Source organism: Halosimplex litoreum (assembly GCF_016065055.1).
GTDB lineage: Archaea > Halobacteriota > Halobacteria > Halobacteriales > Haloarculaceae > Halosimplex > Halosimplex litoreum.
Genome location: NZ_CP065856.1, coordinates 3614380 through 3629638, shown reverse-complemented (window position 1 = coordinate 3629638; position 15259 = coordinate 3614380). Strand labels below are relative to the sequence as shown.

The 15259-nt window shown below is 66.9% G+C and carries 17 protein-coding genes; 8 read left to right on the top strand and 9 right to left on the bottom strand.

What is annotated here, in order from left to right; all coding sequences use genetic code 11:
* Positions 1 to 185 precede the first annotated feature (185 nt).
* From sdhC to I7X12_RS18015, 4 genes are read left to right on the top strand one after another with little or no spacing between them, the layout of a single operon-like run.
* On the top strand, positions 186 to 575 hold the full coding sequence (gene sdhC / locus I7X12_RS18030) for a succinate dehydrogenase, cytochrome b556 subunit (protein ID WP_179908888.1): 390 nt from the start codon (positions 186 to 188) through the stop codon (positions 573 to 575).
* A gap of 3 nt (positions 576 to 578) precedes the next feature.
* On the top strand, positions 579 to 944 hold the full coding sequence (locus I7X12_RS18025; protein WP_198061404.1) for a succinate dehydrogenase hydrophobic membrane anchor subunit: 366 nt from the start codon (positions 579 to 581) through the stop codon (positions 942 to 944).
* Entirely contained in the window at positions 941 to 1831 is an 891-nt protein-coding gene (locus tag I7X12_RS18020; protein ID WP_198061403.1) for a succinate dehydrogenase/fumarate reductase iron-sulfur subunit, read from the top strand. The genes I7X12_RS18025 and I7X12_RS18020 overlap by 4 nt, the downstream gene beginning before the upstream one ends.
* Positions 1832 to 1833: 2 nt before the next feature.
* The gene (locus I7X12_RS18015) at positions 1834 to 3657 is read left to right on the top strand and encodes an FAD-binding protein (RefSeq protein WP_198061402.1); all 1824 of its coding nucleotides are present in this window, start codon (positions 1834 to 1836) and stop codon (positions 3655 to 3657) included.
* 98 nt (positions 3658 to 3755) lie between these two features.
* On the opposite strand, the gene I7X12_RS18010 is transcribed toward I7X12_RS18015, so the two are convergent.
* Positions 3756 to 4397, bottom strand: a complete 642-nt coding sequence (locus tag I7X12_RS18010) for a hypothetical protein (protein ID WP_198061401.1) — start codon at positions 4395 to 4397, stop codon at positions 3756 to 3758.
* 209 nt (positions 4398 to 4606) lie between these two features.
* Here I7X12_RS18010 and I7X12_RS18005 point away from each other — a divergent pair, with 209 nt between their 5' ends.
* Both I7X12_RS18005 and I7X12_RS18000 read left to right on the top strand, forming a co-directional pair.
* A complete protein-coding gene (locus tag I7X12_RS18005) occupies positions 4607 to 5722 on the top strand; it encodes a Gfo/Idh/MocA family protein (RefSeq protein ID WP_198061400.1) in 1116 nt (371 codons plus the stop codon).
* Between the two features lie 72 nt (positions 5723 to 5794).
* Positions 5795 to 6514 (top strand): alpha/beta fold hydrolase domain-containing protein, encoded by a 720-nt coding sequence (locus I7X12_RS18000; protein ID WP_198061399.1) that lies wholly within the window; start codon positions 5795 to 5797, stop codon positions 6512 to 6514.
* Positions 6515 to 6520: 6 nt separating this feature from the next.
* Here I7X12_RS18000 and I7X12_RS17995 read toward each other — a convergent pair whose 3' ends face one another.
* The 6 genes from I7X12_RS17995 to I7X12_RS17970 form a co-directional block, all read right to left on the bottom strand.
* Positions 6521 to 7075 (bottom strand): DUF420 domain-containing protein, encoded by a 555-nt coding sequence (locus I7X12_RS17995; protein ID WP_198061398.1) that lies wholly within the window; start codon positions 7073 to 7075, stop codon positions 6521 to 6523.
* Between the two features lie 103 nt (positions 7076 to 7178).
* Entirely contained in the window at positions 7179 to 8477 is a 1299-nt protein-coding gene (gene gdhB / locus I7X12_RS17990) for a glutamate dehydrogenase GdhB (RefSeq protein WP_198061397.1), read from the bottom strand.
* 11 nt (positions 8478 to 8488) lie between these two features.
* Complete coding sequence (locus tag I7X12_RS17985) at positions 8489 to 8641, bottom strand: rubrerythrin-like domain-containing protein (RefSeq protein ID WP_198063909.1); 153 nt, start codon at positions 8639 to 8641, stop codon at positions 8489 to 8491.
* Between the two features lie 499 nt (positions 8642 to 9140).
* Positions 9141 to 9308, bottom strand: a complete 168-nt coding sequence (locus tag I7X12_RS17980) for a hypothetical protein (protein WP_198061396.1) — start codon at positions 9306 to 9308, stop codon at positions 9141 to 9143.
* Between the two features lie 383 nt (positions 9309 to 9691).
* Positions 9692 to 11959, bottom strand: coding sequence for a CDC48 family AAA ATPase (locus I7X12_RS17975; protein ID WP_198061395.1), 2268 nt, complete (start codon positions 11957 to 11959; stop codon positions 9692 to 9694).
* On the bottom strand, positions 11956 to 12183 hold the full coding sequence (locus I7X12_RS17970) for a DUF7127 family protein (RefSeq protein ID WP_198061394.1): 228 nt from the start codon (positions 12181 to 12183) through the stop codon (positions 11956 to 11958). Before I7X12_RS17970 ends, I7X12_RS17975 begins: the two co-directional genes overlap by 4 nt.
* A 180-nt stretch (positions 12184 to 12363) precedes the next feature.
* Here I7X12_RS17970 and I7X12_RS17965 point away from each other — a divergent pair, with 180 nt between their 5' ends.
* Positions 12364 to 13149: an alpha/beta fold hydrolase gene (locus I7X12_RS17965; protein WP_198061393.1), complete on the top strand. Its 786-nt coding sequence runs from the start codon at positions 12364 to 12366 to the stop codon at positions 13147 to 13149.
* A gap of 80 nt (positions 13150 to 13229) precedes the next feature.
* Positions 13230 to 13463 (top strand): DUF5822 domain-containing protein, encoded by a 234-nt coding sequence (locus tag I7X12_RS17960; RefSeq protein WP_198061392.1) that lies wholly within the window; start codon positions 13230 to 13232, stop codon positions 13461 to 13463.
* A 7-nt stretch (positions 13464 to 13470) separates the two neighbouring features.
* On the opposite strand, the gene I7X12_RS17955 is transcribed toward I7X12_RS17960, so the two are convergent.
* Together I7X12_RS17955 and I7X12_RS17950 are read right to left on the bottom strand one after the other, a co-directional pair.
* The gene (locus I7X12_RS17955; RefSeq protein WP_198061391.1) at positions 13471 to 13998 is read right to left on the bottom strand and encodes an HAD family hydrolase; all 528 of its coding nucleotides are present in this window, start codon (positions 13996 to 13998) and stop codon (positions 13471 to 13473) included.
* Between the two features lie 106 nt (positions 13999 to 14104).
* Positions 14105 to 15241 (bottom strand): acyl-CoA dehydrogenase family protein, encoded by a 1137-nt coding sequence (locus I7X12_RS17950; RefSeq protein ID WP_198061390.1) that lies wholly within the window; start codon positions 15239 to 15241, stop codon positions 14105 to 14107.
* Between the last annotated feature and the right edge of the window lie 18 nt (positions 15242 to 15259).

Below are 15259 nucleotides of genomic sequence, written 5' to 3'. Positions count from 1 at the left end.
GCGGGCGACGCCGGTTCGCTGGCGCGGCTCTGTTATCGGAGTGATACGTCGGCCGGTGGAACCGGCGATAATCCCCGAAACACCCACCGAACCCGGCGTCCTGTGGACGCGCGTGAACGTGTTCGGCGGCCGAGACGGGGCGGTGTAGAAACTACTATAGCCCCTGCTACCATTGCGCCCGTTGTATGAGCGGAACGTACGACCGCGGAGCGGTCGAGGATTTCGGCCGGTGGCGGGAGTTCCAGCCGGGCATGTGGGCCTGGATCTTCCACAAGTTCACCGGTTGGGTGCTCGTCGGCTACCTCTTTACGCATATCGCCGTGTTGAGCACCGCGACGGGTGGCGAGGTGCTGTACACGAACACGCTCCAGGGACTGGAAGAACTGCTGATCGTCCGTGTGCTGGAGGTCGGCCTCCTGTCGGTGGCCGTCTTCCACATCCTCAACGGGGTTCGGCTGCTGTTCGTCGACCTCGGGTTCGGACTCGAAAATCAGGACAAGAGCTTCTACGCGTCGCTCGTCGTGACGGCCGCCATCGTCGTCGCGAGCGTGCCGACGTTCCTCGCGGGGGTGTAACTCATGGCACAGCACTACTCGTCGTTCGAGCGCGGCGGCGTCAAGTGGCTCTTCCAGCGACTGACGGCGGTCTTCCTGGTCGGGGTTCTCGCCTTCCACTTCTTCCTGCTGCACTTCGTCAACCACGCCGCCGAGATCACCTTCGCCGGCACCGAGGCGCGGATGAGCCAGGTCGGCTACTTCGCGACGATGTGGCTGTTCCTCGTCACCGCGACCTTCCACGGCGTCAACGGCGTCTACAACGCCCTCGTCAATCAGGGCCTGAGCGGCACTCGCAAGACGGCAGTCGGGGCCGTTTTGACGCTGGCGAGCATAGCACTGATCGTCCAGGGAACCCGCGTGGCACTCGCGATGACCGACCTACTATGAGCACACAAATCGAACAAGAGCAGACAGAAGAGCAGACCGAGGCCGAGACGGCCGAACCGGCCGAGCAGTCGCCCCAGGAACGGCGCCTCTCGGAGAAGAAGGCCCGCGCCGAAGCCCGCGAACGCGAGGAGCAGGCCCGCGAGGAGGTCCGGGACGCCGACGACACCGTCCAGATCAAGGTGTTCCGCTACGACCCGGAGGTCGAGGGCAAGTCCGAGCCGCGCTTCGACGACTTCTCGGTCCCCTTCTTCAAGGGGATGACCGTCCTCGACGCGCTGATCTACGCTCGGGACCACTACGACTCGTCGCTGACCTTCCGCCACTCCTGCCGACAGGCGGTCTGTGGCTCCGACGCGCTGTTCGTCAACGGCCAGCAACGACTCGGGTGCAAGACCCAGATGGCCGACCTCGAAGGACCGGTTCGCATCGAGCCGCTCCCCCACCAGGACGTGGTGAAGGACCTGGTCGTGGACATGGAGCACTTCTACGAGCAGATGGAGGCCGTCGAGCCGTACTTCCAGCCCGACGAGCTCCCGGAGGGCGAGCGCGAGGAGCAGCGCCAGTCCCCCGAGAACCGCGAGAAGGTCAAGATGTCCACGCGGTGTATCTGGTGTGGCGCCTGCATGTCCTCGTGTAACATCGCGGCGGGAGACAACGAGTATCTCGGCCCGGCGGCCATCAACAAGGCGTACCGGTTCGCGATGGACGAGCGGGAAGGCGAGATCCAGAAGGAAGACCGACTGGAGATCATCGAGCAGGAACACGGCGTCTGGCGCTGTCAGACCCAGTTCTCCTGCACCGAGGTGTGCCCGAAGGACATCCCGCTGACCGAGCACATCCAGGAGCTGAAGCGCGAAGCAGTCAAGTCGAACCTCAAATTCTGGTAACCATGCACGAACACGACGTACTCGTCGTCGGCGCGGGCGGCGCAGGCCTGCGCGCGGCGATCGCGGCACACGAAGAGGGAGCGGACGTGGCGATGGTCACGAAGCTCCACCCCGTCCGGAGCCACACCGGGGCGGCCGAGGGCGGCATCAACGCCGCTCTGCACCCGGAGGACTCCTGGGAGCTACACGCCTACGACACGATGAAGGGCTCGGACTACCTCGGGGACGCCCCCGCGGTCGAGACCTTCGCTCAGGACGCTCCGGACGAGGTCATCCAGCTCGAACACTGGGGGATGCCCTTCTCCCGCGAGGAGGACGGCACCGTCTCCCAGCGACCGTTCGGCGGCCTCAGCCACCCCCGCACGACCTACGCCGGCGCCGAGACCGGCCACCACCTGCTCCACACGATGTACGAGCAGGTCGTCAAACGGGGTATCACCGTCTACGAGGAACAGCAGGTACTCGACCTGGCGGTGACCGACCACGACGACGTCGAGGACCGCGAGTGTCACGGCGTCGTCGCCTACGACATCGCCAGCGGCGAGATCCAGGGCTACCGCGCCACCAACGGCGTCATCCTCGCCACCGGCGGCCCCGGCCAGGTGTTCGACCACACCACCAACGCCGTCGCCAACACCGGCGACGGCTACGCGATGGCCTACCGCGCGGGCGTCCCGCTGGAGGACATGGAGTTCGTCCAGTTCCACCCGACGACGCTGCCCTCTACCGGGGTTCTGATCTCCGAGGGGGTCCGCGGTGAGGGCGGCATCCTCTACAACGACGAGGAGGAGCGGCTGATGTTCGAGTACGGCTACGCGAACAACGACGGCGAACTCGCCTCCCGCGACGTGGTCTCGCGGGCCGAACTGACGGAGGTCAACGAGGGCCGCGGTATCGAGGACGAGTACGTCCACCTCGACATGCGTCACCTCGGTGAGGAGCGTATCCTCGACCGCCTCGAGAACATCCTCCACCTCGCGGAGGACTTCGAGGGCGTCGACGGCCTCGACGAGCCGATGCCGGTCAAACCCGGCCAGCACTACCAGATGGGCGGCGTCGAGTGCGACGAGAACGGCCACACCTGCATCGACGGCCTCTACGCGGCCGGCGAGACCGCCTGCGTCTCGCTGCACGGGGCCAACCGCCTCGGCGGCAACGCCCTGCCCGAACTGCTCGTGTTCGGCGCCCGCGCCGGCAAGCACGCCGCGGGCGGCGACATGAAAGAGGCCGAGATATCGACGGGTCCCTCGGCCAAGAGCGAGGCCGGCGACCTCTCCGAGGAAGTCGAGATCGGCGCCGTCGACGCCGGTAACCGGAGTGTCGCCGCGGACGGCGCGGCGATCGACGCCGGGACGGTCGTCGACGCCGAAGTCCAGCGCCAGGAAGAACGGGTCGACCGCCTCCTCGAAGACGAGGGCGTCAACCACGCGCAGGTCCGCGAGGACATCCAGCAGACGATGACGGCCAACGTCAACGTCTTCCGCCGCGAGGACAACCTCGTAGAGGCGCTGGACGACATCCGCGAGGCGCGCGAGCGCTACCAGCACGTCGCCGCCTCGGACCCCTCGCGCACCTACAACACCGACCTGATGCACACGATGGAGACCCGCAACATCATCGACATCGCCGAAGCCATCGCGGTCGGCGCCCTCGCACGCGAGGAGTTCCGCGGGGCCCACTGGCGCGAGCAGTATCAGGAGCGCCGGGACGAGGAGTGGCTCAAACACACCATGCTCGCCTGGAACGACGGCAACCCCGAGCTGTACTACAAGCCCGTGCTCCTCGAAGCCGAGAAGGAGTACGAGCCCAAGGAACGCAGCTACTAGCGGTCGTCTATTTTTGGGCGAGGCTCCTCGCTCGGTTCACGCACCCAGGTGCTCGCTCGAAACCCGCGAGAAACGGCCCCGCGGCGACCGCTCGCCGTTCAGGACTCGTCGTTCTCGACGTCACCGTCGTCGGCCGCGTCGTCGGCCTCGGCTTCCACGTCGTCGTCGCTCTCGTCGACGACCCAGTCCTCGCGGACGCGCTTGGTACCGGAGTCGGTCTCGATGATCAGGACGTTGTAGTCCTCGGTCCCGGTCTTGACGCCGGTGACGGTCCCACTGGAGGTCCCGTAGACCGAGGAGTCGGGGCCGGCCACGTGGAAGGTGACCTCCTCGCCGCGCTCGACGGGCACGTCACCGAATCCGACGGGTGACCGCGGGACCGACTGCGCACCGCCGCGGTACAGCGGCTGTGTCCGCCCCGAGTCGTCGCCCGCGGCGGTCGCGTCTGCGGCGTCCTCTGCGTCGGCCTCGCCGACGCGGCGGCCGAAGCCGCACCGTTTCGTCTCCTCGACGACTACCTGGTCGACCGTCAGGGTGGGGTGGGACTCCTTCCACTCGGCGAGCGCGGTCTCCATCCGCTCGGCCGTCAGGTCGTCCCGCGCCGACACGTCGATCTCGAACGACCGCACCGACCGCTCGCCCGTCCGCGACTCGACGACCAGTTGCGCCTCGAAGACGCTCTCCGATCTGTTCTTCGCCTGCCGCTCGTACGTAATTTCTGATCCGTCGACAGTTATCATTGGCATGTCGATAGCTCGACTGTTTATATATTGGTGAGAAGCAAGTGATATATCTTTTCCAAGCCGTTTGGTAGAATCGAACGGTCGACGGTAGCGAGTGGCGTGGCCGGGCGAGAACCGTTCGAATCGTTCACTACCGGGATACACGTCGATATACGCGAAGGAGAGCGACCGAAAGCGACTTTAGCGCGTTCTCACTGGATGTGTGCATGACGTACACCGTCGCCGTCGTCGGAACGGGGCCCGACCCGGAGAACCCGACCGTCGAGGGGTTCGCGATGGGCTACCGCCACGCCGAATCGTTCGAGAACGACGACCGCTGTGAGGTCGTCGCCTGTGCGGACATCGTCCCGGAGAACGCCGAGGCGTTCGGGCGAACGTTCGACCTCCCCGAAGGGAACCTCTTCGAAGACTACGAGGCGATGCTCGACGCCGTCGAGCCCGACGTCGTGACCGTCGCGGTCCCGCCGGCGATCCACGAGGACGTGGTCGTCGACTGCGCCCGCAGCGGCGTCGTCTCGGCGATCCACGCCGAGAAACCGATGGCACACACCTGGGGGTCGGCCCGCCGGATGGCCGAGGCCTGCTGGCGTCGCGACGTCCAGCTCACGTTCAACCGACAGCGACGCTTCGGCAAGCCGTTCCGCGAGGCGAAACGGCTGATCGACGACGGGGCGATCGGCGACCTCCAGCGGATCGAGACCACGTGGAGCGACCTCTACGACACCGGTGCCCACACCATCGACCTGACGGGGATGTTCGCCGACGAGGCCGAACCCGAGTGGGTCATCGCACAGATCGACTACCGCGAGGAAGACGTGCGCTTCGGCATGCATCAGGAGAACCAGGCCTGGGCGCTCTGGGAGTACGAGACCGGCGTCCAGGGCGTTATCTCCGGCGGGGAAGGGAGCGACTTCGCCGACGCCGCCCACGTGATCCGCGGGACCGACGGCGAGATCCGAATCGACAGCGAGACGGGCAACATGCTGGAGATCCGCCGCGCCGGCGAGGGGTCGTGGGAGGCTATCGACGTGGACGGCGAGGATCTCCACAGCGCCCACGCCGAGGGCCGACAGTACGGCAGCGAGTACATCGACCGCGCGGCCAGTGAGGTCGTCGACGCACTCGCCGAGGGCCGCGAGTCCGAACTCGGCGTCAAAAACGGCCTCAAGACCGCCGAGATCATCTTCGGCGCCTACGAGTCCGCCCGGAAGCGCGGCCGCGTCGACTTCCCGCTCGAGGCCGAGGACAACGCTTTCGAGGCGCTCGTCGGAGCCGGGGAACTGGAATACGCTCCCGACGCAGTGGACGAGACCGACGACTGAACGGGGCGGGCCCCGGGCCCGATAGTCGCGGCTGGGGGCGCCTTTTTGTGCTACCGCTCCCAGTCACCGGTCGTGCAGTTCACCGAGTTCGGCGACGGCGACGTGCGCGTCCTCTTCGTCCTGGGCTGGGGCAATCGGACCCACCACGAGAACGTCCGGTGGCTGGTCGACGAGCTGGTCGACGCCGGCTACACCGTCGACGTGGGCGAGATTCCGGACCACGGGAGCGACTTCGAGGCGGGGTACGTCCGCCCGACCCAGCGACACCACGACGCCACCGGGCCCGACCGGATCCTCTCGCACAGCACCGGCGGACTGGTCGCCGCACACCTCGACTCGCCCGCTCGACGAGTGTATCTCAGTCCCTGGTGGGGGATGGCCGACGAGGGTCTCCTCGGACGGGTCGCCGCCGCGCTGCCCACCGACCGGCCGGTCGTTCCCGTTCCCTTCGAGGAGGGAGCGCTCGGCGACCTCGCGACGGAACGCCAGCGCGTCGAGGGGCCCGACCGGATCGCGCCGGCGTTCCTGCGGGCCGTCGCCGACGCCCAGTCGCGACTGCCAGACTTCCGCGACGACAGCGTGGTCTTCTGCTCGCTCCGGGACCAGGTCGTCGGCGTCGACGCGATCGGTGACCACGCCCCGGCCGAGCGCACCGTGCTCTACGACGGCGGCCACGAACTGTTCTCCTCGTCGTCGCGCGAACGGACCGTCGAGTGGCTGTTGGCCGTCCTCGGCGAGGGCCCCGGCGCGCTGACTGGCCCGGTTCGAACCAGCGCGGGGTCGGAGCGGTGAGGCAGTTCAGAACAACACGTACAGCATGAGGTAGACGACGACGCCGAGGGTAAAGGATATCAGCCACAGCGCCGCGGCGATGCGGCCGACGGTCGGGTGGCGCGTCTCGCGCAACTCTGGTATCGAGTGGGTCAGGGCCAACAGGAGAACGTAGATCACGAGCGGCACGCAGACGATAGCGAGGAGGATATGGACGGCGAGGATCCCGGGGTAGATAACGCCCTCGACCAGCGGCGGGCCGGAGAAGTCGCTCGGGCCCAGCAGGGCGACCCGGTAGAGATACGCGACGAGGAACAGAGCGAACAGGCCGGTCGTCGACAGCATCGCCGCGCGGTGGCGGGCCACGTCGCCCCTGCGGATCGCTCGGACGCCGACGACGATGGTTCCGATCGCCGTCGCGCTCACGATAGCGTTGACGTGCGGGATCGCTTCGAGCACCGCGTCGGGTGCTCGCGGTAGCAAACTCTGTGGGATCGCCTGCAGTGCCGCCGCGAAGACGAGTCCGAGCGCGACGACCGAGAGGATACCGGAGACCGCGGGGACGTGCTCCCTGACGTTCATCGGTCGTAACTGAGGACTCGACCGTGAATGCAGTTGCGCTTCGGGCGCGGCGAGCGACTCCGACGAGGGCGTCCGGCCTGGCCGAGAGGCCGTAGACCGACTGTCAGGGCCAGAGCCCGCGCGCCTCGTGTGCCTCGGCGATGCGGGAGAGCGCGACGGCGTAGGCGGCGTCGCGCCAGGTGCCGTCGCTCGATTCGAACTCGTCGGCGACGGCCTCGAACGCCGCGAGCATCTCGGTCTCCAGTTCCTCGTTGACGCGCTCGGCGGACCACGATCGGCGGTTGATGTCCTGGAGCCACTCGAAGTAGGAGACGGTCACGCCGCCGGCGTTCGCGAGGATGTCCGGAATCACCGACACGCCGCGGTCGGCGAGTATCTCGTCCGCGGCGAACGACACCGGCCCGTTCGCGCCCTCGACGACGACGTCCGCCCGGACCTCCGAGACGTTCGCCTCGGTGATGGCGTTGCCGACGGCGGCAGGAACGAGCACGTCCACGTCGAGTTCCAGCAGTTCGCCGTTCGGGATGGTGCGGTCGGCGTGGGCCGCGACGGCTTCGGGTTGCTCCTCGTGGGACGGGATCGAGCGCGTGTCGAGGCCGTCGGGGTCGTAGGCGGCACCCGTCACGTCGCTCACGGCGACGACCGTCGCGCCCCAGTCGTCGAGCAACCGCGCGGCGTTCGCGCCGACGCTCCCGAACCCCTGCACGGCGACGGTCGCCTCGGCGAGCGGCGTGTCGTAGTATTCGGCGACCTCACGGGTCACGATGGCGACGCTCCGGCCCGGCGCCTCGGCGCGGCCCTCGCTACCGCCGATGACCGGCGGCTTCCCGGTGACGACGCCCGGGATAGTCTCGGCCTCCTGCATGCTGTAGGCGTCCATCATCCACGACATCGTCTCGGCGTCGGTCCCCATGTCGGGCGCGGGGATGTCCGTCGTCGGCCCGATGACGTTGCGGATCTCGTCGGTGAACCGTCGGGTCAGGCGCTCGCGCTCGTCTTCGCTCAGCTCCTTGGGGTCGACGACGACGCCACCCTTCGCGCCGCCGAAGGGGATGTCCATTACCGCGCACTTCCAGGTCATCCACATGGCGAGGCCGATGGACTCCTCGCGGGAGACCTCCGGATGGAACCGTATCCCGCCCTTGTACGGCCCGCGGACGCTGTCGTGCTGGGCGCGGAAGCCGCGGAACACCTCGACGCTCCCGTCGTCGCGCTCGATCGGCACGGTCACCTCGTGGACCGCGTCGGGGTGGAGGAACCGTTCGACGACGTTCGGATCGACGTCGACCAGCGAGGCCGCCCGCCGCAGCTGACGGCGGGCCGTCGCAAGCGCCGACTCCGAGTCCTCGACCCGGGGTTCGGTACTATCGGCTGTCGACTGCGGTGGTGTGTCGGAAGACATGGTGGGGACCGCTACTCCAGCGACATCGCGCGATTCTGGAACTCGCCGTCGCACTCCGAACACTCGCCCGGATGCGACTCCGCCTTCACGATGGTCCCGCAGACGAGACACTCGTAGGTCGATTTCGTCTCCGCGTCGTCGGCGACGTCCTGATGGTGGGGCACGTACTGATTCACGACGCGAGATAATATAGTATTAATTATTTAGGGTATATAACCACATATTAATATTTGTCGCATTGGGGTAGTAACGAGGATTCCTTGTGTACAACTGTCATTTGATCAGACGACCCGACGCGGTAATACCGACCTTCGACCGACGACATGGTAGGACGAGAACCCAGTGTGGACGAAGCATCGATCCAGCTGAAAGTGCGAACGTACCCTACGAGTCACCGAGCGATTGTAACACCCGAAAAACTCCGAAAGTGATTGATGGGATCGATAGATCTGTGCTCAGCCTTTCGCTTCGCGCCACCAACCCACTATTGCCAGTCCTATGAATCCTGCAAATACTATCGCATCGGATGGTGACGTATATTGCGAGAAATCTGATAGGGAGACGACCAGCATGAATCCAGACAATATTAAGAACATCAAATAAAACGCACTAACGTGGTTCATATGTTAGAATTGTATGCCTGAGACAACTACTGGTTATACGTTACAGCCCTGTTAAGTCTAATCCCTCGTCGGCGAGACTTCCGATCCCGTCTGCGAGGTCGTCAGCGATGTCTGTTGCTGTTCTCCAGGCATTTTCGCCAACATCTTCCAGGTCGTCAACTAGATCCTCGTCAAAGAGGTCCCCCTCACACAGAGGGACGATGTACACTGCCGGCTTCGTCTCGTACGAGACATACACCTCAAATTCGACACCGTCGCAACCGGTCTGTTCGGAGAATACATCTTCAGCGAAACAGCCAGCAGCACTAGCAGTACAGACTGCGCCAACGATACTCGCACCCCCTACGACACTGACTGGACCGCCAAACGCACTCCCAACACCGCCTAAGACAGCAACACCTGTACACGTTACAGTAGCCCCTCCAGTAGGTGAGCCTATCTCATGCAACTTTTCCGTTACTAGGTTGTCAGATCCATAGATACCCTCTCCCGAAAAGCCTTCTCAGACCGAGAGAAGCCTCTGTTTGTTGTTGAAGCGTAAAAAGCCACAAAACGAGAGCAGCTACAGAAGACGGAACCGCGGCGACCGCGCTACTGGAAGGTGCGGCCGAGCTCGTCGTCGCCGGTCTCGGCCTCTGCGGTGTCGAACCGTTCTTCGATCTCGTCGTAGCGCTCGCGGGTCTCTTCGGTGACACTGGGGGAGACCTCCTCCAGGGCGTCCTCGAAGTGCTCCATCGTGACCTTCACGTTGCCGACGGAGTCGCCGATGTCCTCGGGGTCGACGCTCGCGAGGAACTCGCGGGTCGCGGCCATCGACGCCTCGCGGGTCACGGCTTCGATGTCGGCGCCGACGTAGCCGTCCGTGCGTGCCGCCAGGTCGTCGAGGTCGACGCCCTCGGCGAGCGGCTTGTCGCGGGTGTGGACCTCGAAGATCTTCCGGCGAGCCTCCTCGTCCGGGACGGGCACGTGGACGTGCCTGTCGAGGCGACCGGGCCGCAACAGCGCGTTGTCGATGAGGTCCGGACGGTTCGTGGTCGCGATGACGACCACGTCCTCCAGCTCCTCCAGGCCGTCCAGCTCGGTCAGCAGCTGGGAGACGACGCGCTCGCCGACCTGCGAGTCGCCGGCGCTCTGTCCGCGTTCGCCCGCGATGGAGTCGATCTCGTCGAAGAACACCACCGTGGGTGCGTTCGAGCGAGCCTTCTCGAAGACCTCGCGGACGCCCTTCTCCGATTCGCCCACGAACTTGTTCAGCAGTTCGGGACCCTTGATCGAGATGAAGTTCGACTGGGCCTCGTTGGCGATGGCCTTGGCGAGCAGGGTCTTCCCCGTGCCCGGCGGGCCGTACATCAGCACGCCCTTGGCGGCCTGCATGTCCATAGCCTCGAACACCTCGGGGTAGTCCAGCGGCCACTGGATCGTCTCGCGTAACCGTTCTTTGGTGTCTTCGAGCCCGCCGACCTGGTCCCAGGTCACGTCCGGCACCTCGACGAACACCTCCCGCAGCGCCGAGGGTTCGATCCCCTTCAGCGCCTGCTTGAAGTCGTTCTCCGAGACTTCCAGGTGTTCGAGCACCTCGGCGTCGATCTCGTCCGATTCGAGGTCGAGCTCGGGGCGGATGCGCCGCAGGGCGTTCATCGCCGACTCCTTGGTCAGCGACTCCAGGTCAGCGCCGACGAAGCCGTGAGTGTTCTCGGCGTACTGGTCGAGGTCGATGCCCTCCGCGAGGGGCATCCCGCGGGTGTGGACCTGCAGGATCTCCTTGCGGCCGTTCTTGTCGGGAACGCCGATCTCGATCTCCCGATCGAAGCGACCGCCGCGACGGAGCGCGGGGTCGACGGCGTCGACGCGGTTGGTCGCGCCGATGACGATGACCTGCCCGCGCGATTCGAGACCGTCCATCAGGCTCAGCAGTTGCGCGACGACGCGCCGTTCGACGTCACCCTGGGTCTCACCGCGCTTGGGCGCGATGGAGTCGATCTCGTCGATGAAGACGATGGCGGGAGAGTTCTCCTCGGCCTCGTCGAAGACCTCGCGGAGCTGTTCTTCGGACTCCCCGTAGTACTTCGACATGATCTCCGGGCCGGAGATGTCCGTGAAGTACGCGTCGATCTCGTTGGCGACCGCTTTCGCCATGAGCGTCTTGCCGGTGCCGGGCGGGCCGTGGAGGAGCACGCCCTTCGGCGGCTCGATACCGAGCGTCTCGAACAGCTCGGGGTGGCGCATCGGCAACTCGATCATCTCGCGGACCTGTTCGAGCTCGTCGTCCAGGCCGCCGATGTCCTCGTAGGTGATGTCGGGCGCGCCGCCTTCGGCGGCGCCGGGCGCGGCGCCGGTGATCTGCTCGGCGGGCTTCTCGGCCACGTCGACCTCCGTCGAGTCCGTCACGACGACGGTGCCCGACGGTTCGGTGCCGGCGATCTTCAGCGGGATCTTCTGGCCGCTCATCGACGAGAGCGGACCGAGCCCGAAGCTGACGGGCACGGTCTGGCCCTCGGTGACGGCCTGCCCGCTGAGGTTGTTGCGGATCATCGGGCCGACGTTGCCCCTGACCCGGAGGTTCTGTGGGAGAGCGACGCTGACCCGGGCCGCCGGGTTCACGTCGGCCTTCTCGACGTCGACGTTGTCGTCGATCCCCGCGTCGGCCTCTTGGCGGAGCCGACCGTCGATCCGGATGACACCTCGACCCTCGTCCTCGGGGTAGCCCGGCCAGACCCGCGCGACCGCGCGGGACCCGTCGCCCTCGATGACGATGTAGTCGCCGTTCTCCAGGTCGAGCTCGGCCATCGCCGCGCGGTCGATCGCGGCGAGTCCGCGCCCCGCGTCCTTCTGCTTGAGCGGCTTGACAGAGAGTCTCATGGGCTCACCTCGATAGTGAGGACACCGTTGCGGATAAACGCTCGCGCGTCACCCGAAAGCTCCAGATCGTACTGCTCGCCGTCGACGACGACGATGACCGCGTCGTCGAGCACGTCGACCGAGGCCTCCCGGCCGGGGCCGAGGTCCGCCGCCAGCACCGTCTCCTCGTCGTACTCGTAGCGCCGCAGGCCGACGTCGTCGGCCAGCTGTTGGGTTCCGGTCATACTAACTCGTAGTTAGCGAGATAACTATTTAAATCTATCGCCAAAGCACCCCCGTACGTGGGGGGTTCGACCCGTATCGGTACAATTGCGGTTCACACTGACAGGCGTCTGGGGAGTTTGGGCGAAGTACCGACTCGCGACGGTCGCTACGGCTTTCAGGCAGGCCGACCAACGGTCGATATGGAGACCGTTCGCCACGACGGCCGCGAGACGGCTTATCGGCTCGCGGGGGAGGACGGAGCGGTCGGCGACGCGGTCGCGCTGTACGTCCACGGTAGCGGCGCGACCCACCGCCTGTGGGCCGCACAGTACGGCCCGGACGGACCCCTCCGCCCGGCCGCCGCGCTGGATCTGAGCGGCCACGGGGACTCGGCGGACGTGACGACCGATCCGGGGCCCGCGACGCTCGACGCGTACGCACGAGACGTGATCGCCGTCGCGGAGGCGACCGGCGCCGACGCGCTCGTCGGCAACTCCCTCGGCGGTGCCGTCGTCCTCCGGATCGCGCTCGACACCGACTTCGACCCCGGAGCGCTGGTGCTGGCCGGCACCGGCGCGAAACTCGGGGTCGACGAGCGCTTGCGCGAGTGGCTCGCCGACGACTTCGACCGCGCGGTCGACGTCCTCCACGAACCGGATCGACTGTTCCACGACGCCGACGAGCGGACGCTCGACCGGTCGCGCGAACAGATGCGTGCGACCGGCCAGTCCGTCACCCGTCGGGACTTCCTGACCTGCCACGCCTTCGACGTTCGCGACCGGCTCGACGAGATCGCCCTCCCCGCGCTGGCCGTCGTCGGCGAACACGACTCGCTGACGCCGCCCTCCTATCACGAGTTTCTCGCCGACCGCCTGCCGGACTGCGAGTACGTCGAGATCCCCGACGCCGCCCACCTCGCGATGGTCGAACGGACGGGGGCGTTCGACCGCACGGTCGGCCGGTTCCTCGACTCGCTCGACGGCTGAGACGCAGGTACGGACGCTCGTGGCGACGGTCCCGAGCGGAAAACGGGGGACTCAAGGCGCCGTCGCCGAAACTCGCGAATATGCCAGCGCGCGTCGAGCGGACCGACCCGGACGGCGTCGACTACGGGCGGGTCATGCAGCTCACGTTCGTCGCCACGATCGTCGCGGGAGCACCCCTGGTGGCCATGCTGTCGCTCGCCGTCGAGCTGACGACGTGGACCGAGCGCGCGCTGTTCGCCGTCCGCGTCGGTGCGGTCGTCTGGATCGTCACCGCTCTGTCCGTCTACGTCTACGAGCGCCGCGTCAACGGCTGAAAGTTTCTCAAACCCGGTCTTCGACCCATCGGAAGTCGAGCCCGGCGGCACTGGCAGCTTCTCGATCGGAGTCGGAGTCGCCCACGAACAGCGACGAGGTGGGCTCGGCGCCGAGTTGCTCCACGGCGTGGACCAGCGGCCCCGGGTCGGGCTTGACCGTCTCGTGGGAGTCCCGGCCGACGACCGCGTCGACGTGGCGGTCGATGCCGTGAAGTTCGAGCGCGATCCGACAGGCCGCCGCGCAGTTGAGCGAACAGACCCCCACCGGGATCGAGTGCGGGAGTTCGTCGGCGAGTGCGAGCCGTCGGGCGCTGCGCGCGCCGTCGCGTTCGAACTCCGCGATAGCGTCGTCGACGCGGTCGAGCAGGCCCTCGGCCGCCGCGAGTTCGCGCATTGCCCAGATGTCCGCGTTCGACACGTCGTGGCCTCGGGCCCGCAGGATCGCCGCGCACCGCTCGGCCACGTCCCCCCAGTCCACGTCGAGGCGGACGAGCGTCCCGTCCAGGTCGTAGACGATGGCGTCGTACTCCGTCACGGGCGACGGTAGGGATCGAGCCAGCAAATGCGTGTCGACCGGGGACGGTCAGGGTACCATCGGGCGGTCGCAGTACCGCACCGGCGAGCGAGTGACCAACCGCCGGCTACTCACCCAGCAGGTCCCGCGCGACGATGTTCTTCTGGATCTGGCTGGTCCCCTCGTATATCGTCGTCACCTTCGCGTCCCGGTAGAGTCGTTCGACCGGGAACTCGGAGGTGTAGCCGTAGCCGCCGTAGATCTGGACGGCCTCGTTCGTCACGTCGACCGCCGCCTCGCTCGCGAAGTACTTCGCGACGCTCGCGGCCGTCCGCGCCGACTCCCCGCGGTCCTGTGCGGCCGCGGCCTCGTGGGTCAGTGCCCGCGCCGCCCGCACGCTCGTCTCCATGTCCGCCAGCTTGTGGCGGATCGACTGGATGTCGGCGATCGGCCGGTCGAACTGCTCGCGCTCGCCGGCGTAGGCGACCGCCTCGTCGAGCGCGGACTGCGCCAGCCCGACCGACTGGGCCGCGATGCCGATCCGCCCGCCGGTCAGGATCGAGAAGGCCGCCGCCAGCCCCCGACCGGGTTCGGTCAGCCGGTAGCGCGCCGGCACCTCGACGCCGTCGAAGACCAGACTCGTCGTGTCGCTGGCTCGCAGGCCGAGTTTGTCCTCTTTCTTTCCGACTTCGAGCCCGGCGGCGTCGGTCGGGACCAGAAACTGCGTCACCGACTCGGGGTCGTCCGGGTCGGTCTTCGCGAAGACGACCGCCACGCCGGCGCGCTCGCCGTTGGTGATCCACTGCTTCTTCCCGTCTATGACGTACGCGTCGCGGCCGTCGACAGCGCGGGCGGTCGTCGCCATCTCTGCGGGGTTCGACCCGGCGTCGGGTTCCGAGAGCGCGAACGCGCCGACCGGCCGACCGTCCACCATCTCCGGCAGCCACTCCTCGCGGACCGACTCCTCGCCGAACTCCGCGATACAGGAGGTGGCCAGACAGTGGACCGACAGCGCCGTCGCGACGGCCAGCGACCCGTAGGCGACCGCCTCGTTGACGACGGCGTAGGTCAGCCGGTCGGCGTCGAACCCGCCGTAGGCCTCGGGGACGGTCAGTCCCGTCAGGTCGAGGTCGGCCAGCCCGTCCCACACGTCCTCGGGGAACTCGCTCTCGCGGTCCGCCTCGGCCGCGACCGGACGGATCTCCGACTCGGCGAACTCTCGGACAGCCTCGCGGATCGCCGCCTGCGTGGCCGATAGCTCCATGGCACGTTATTGGGATAG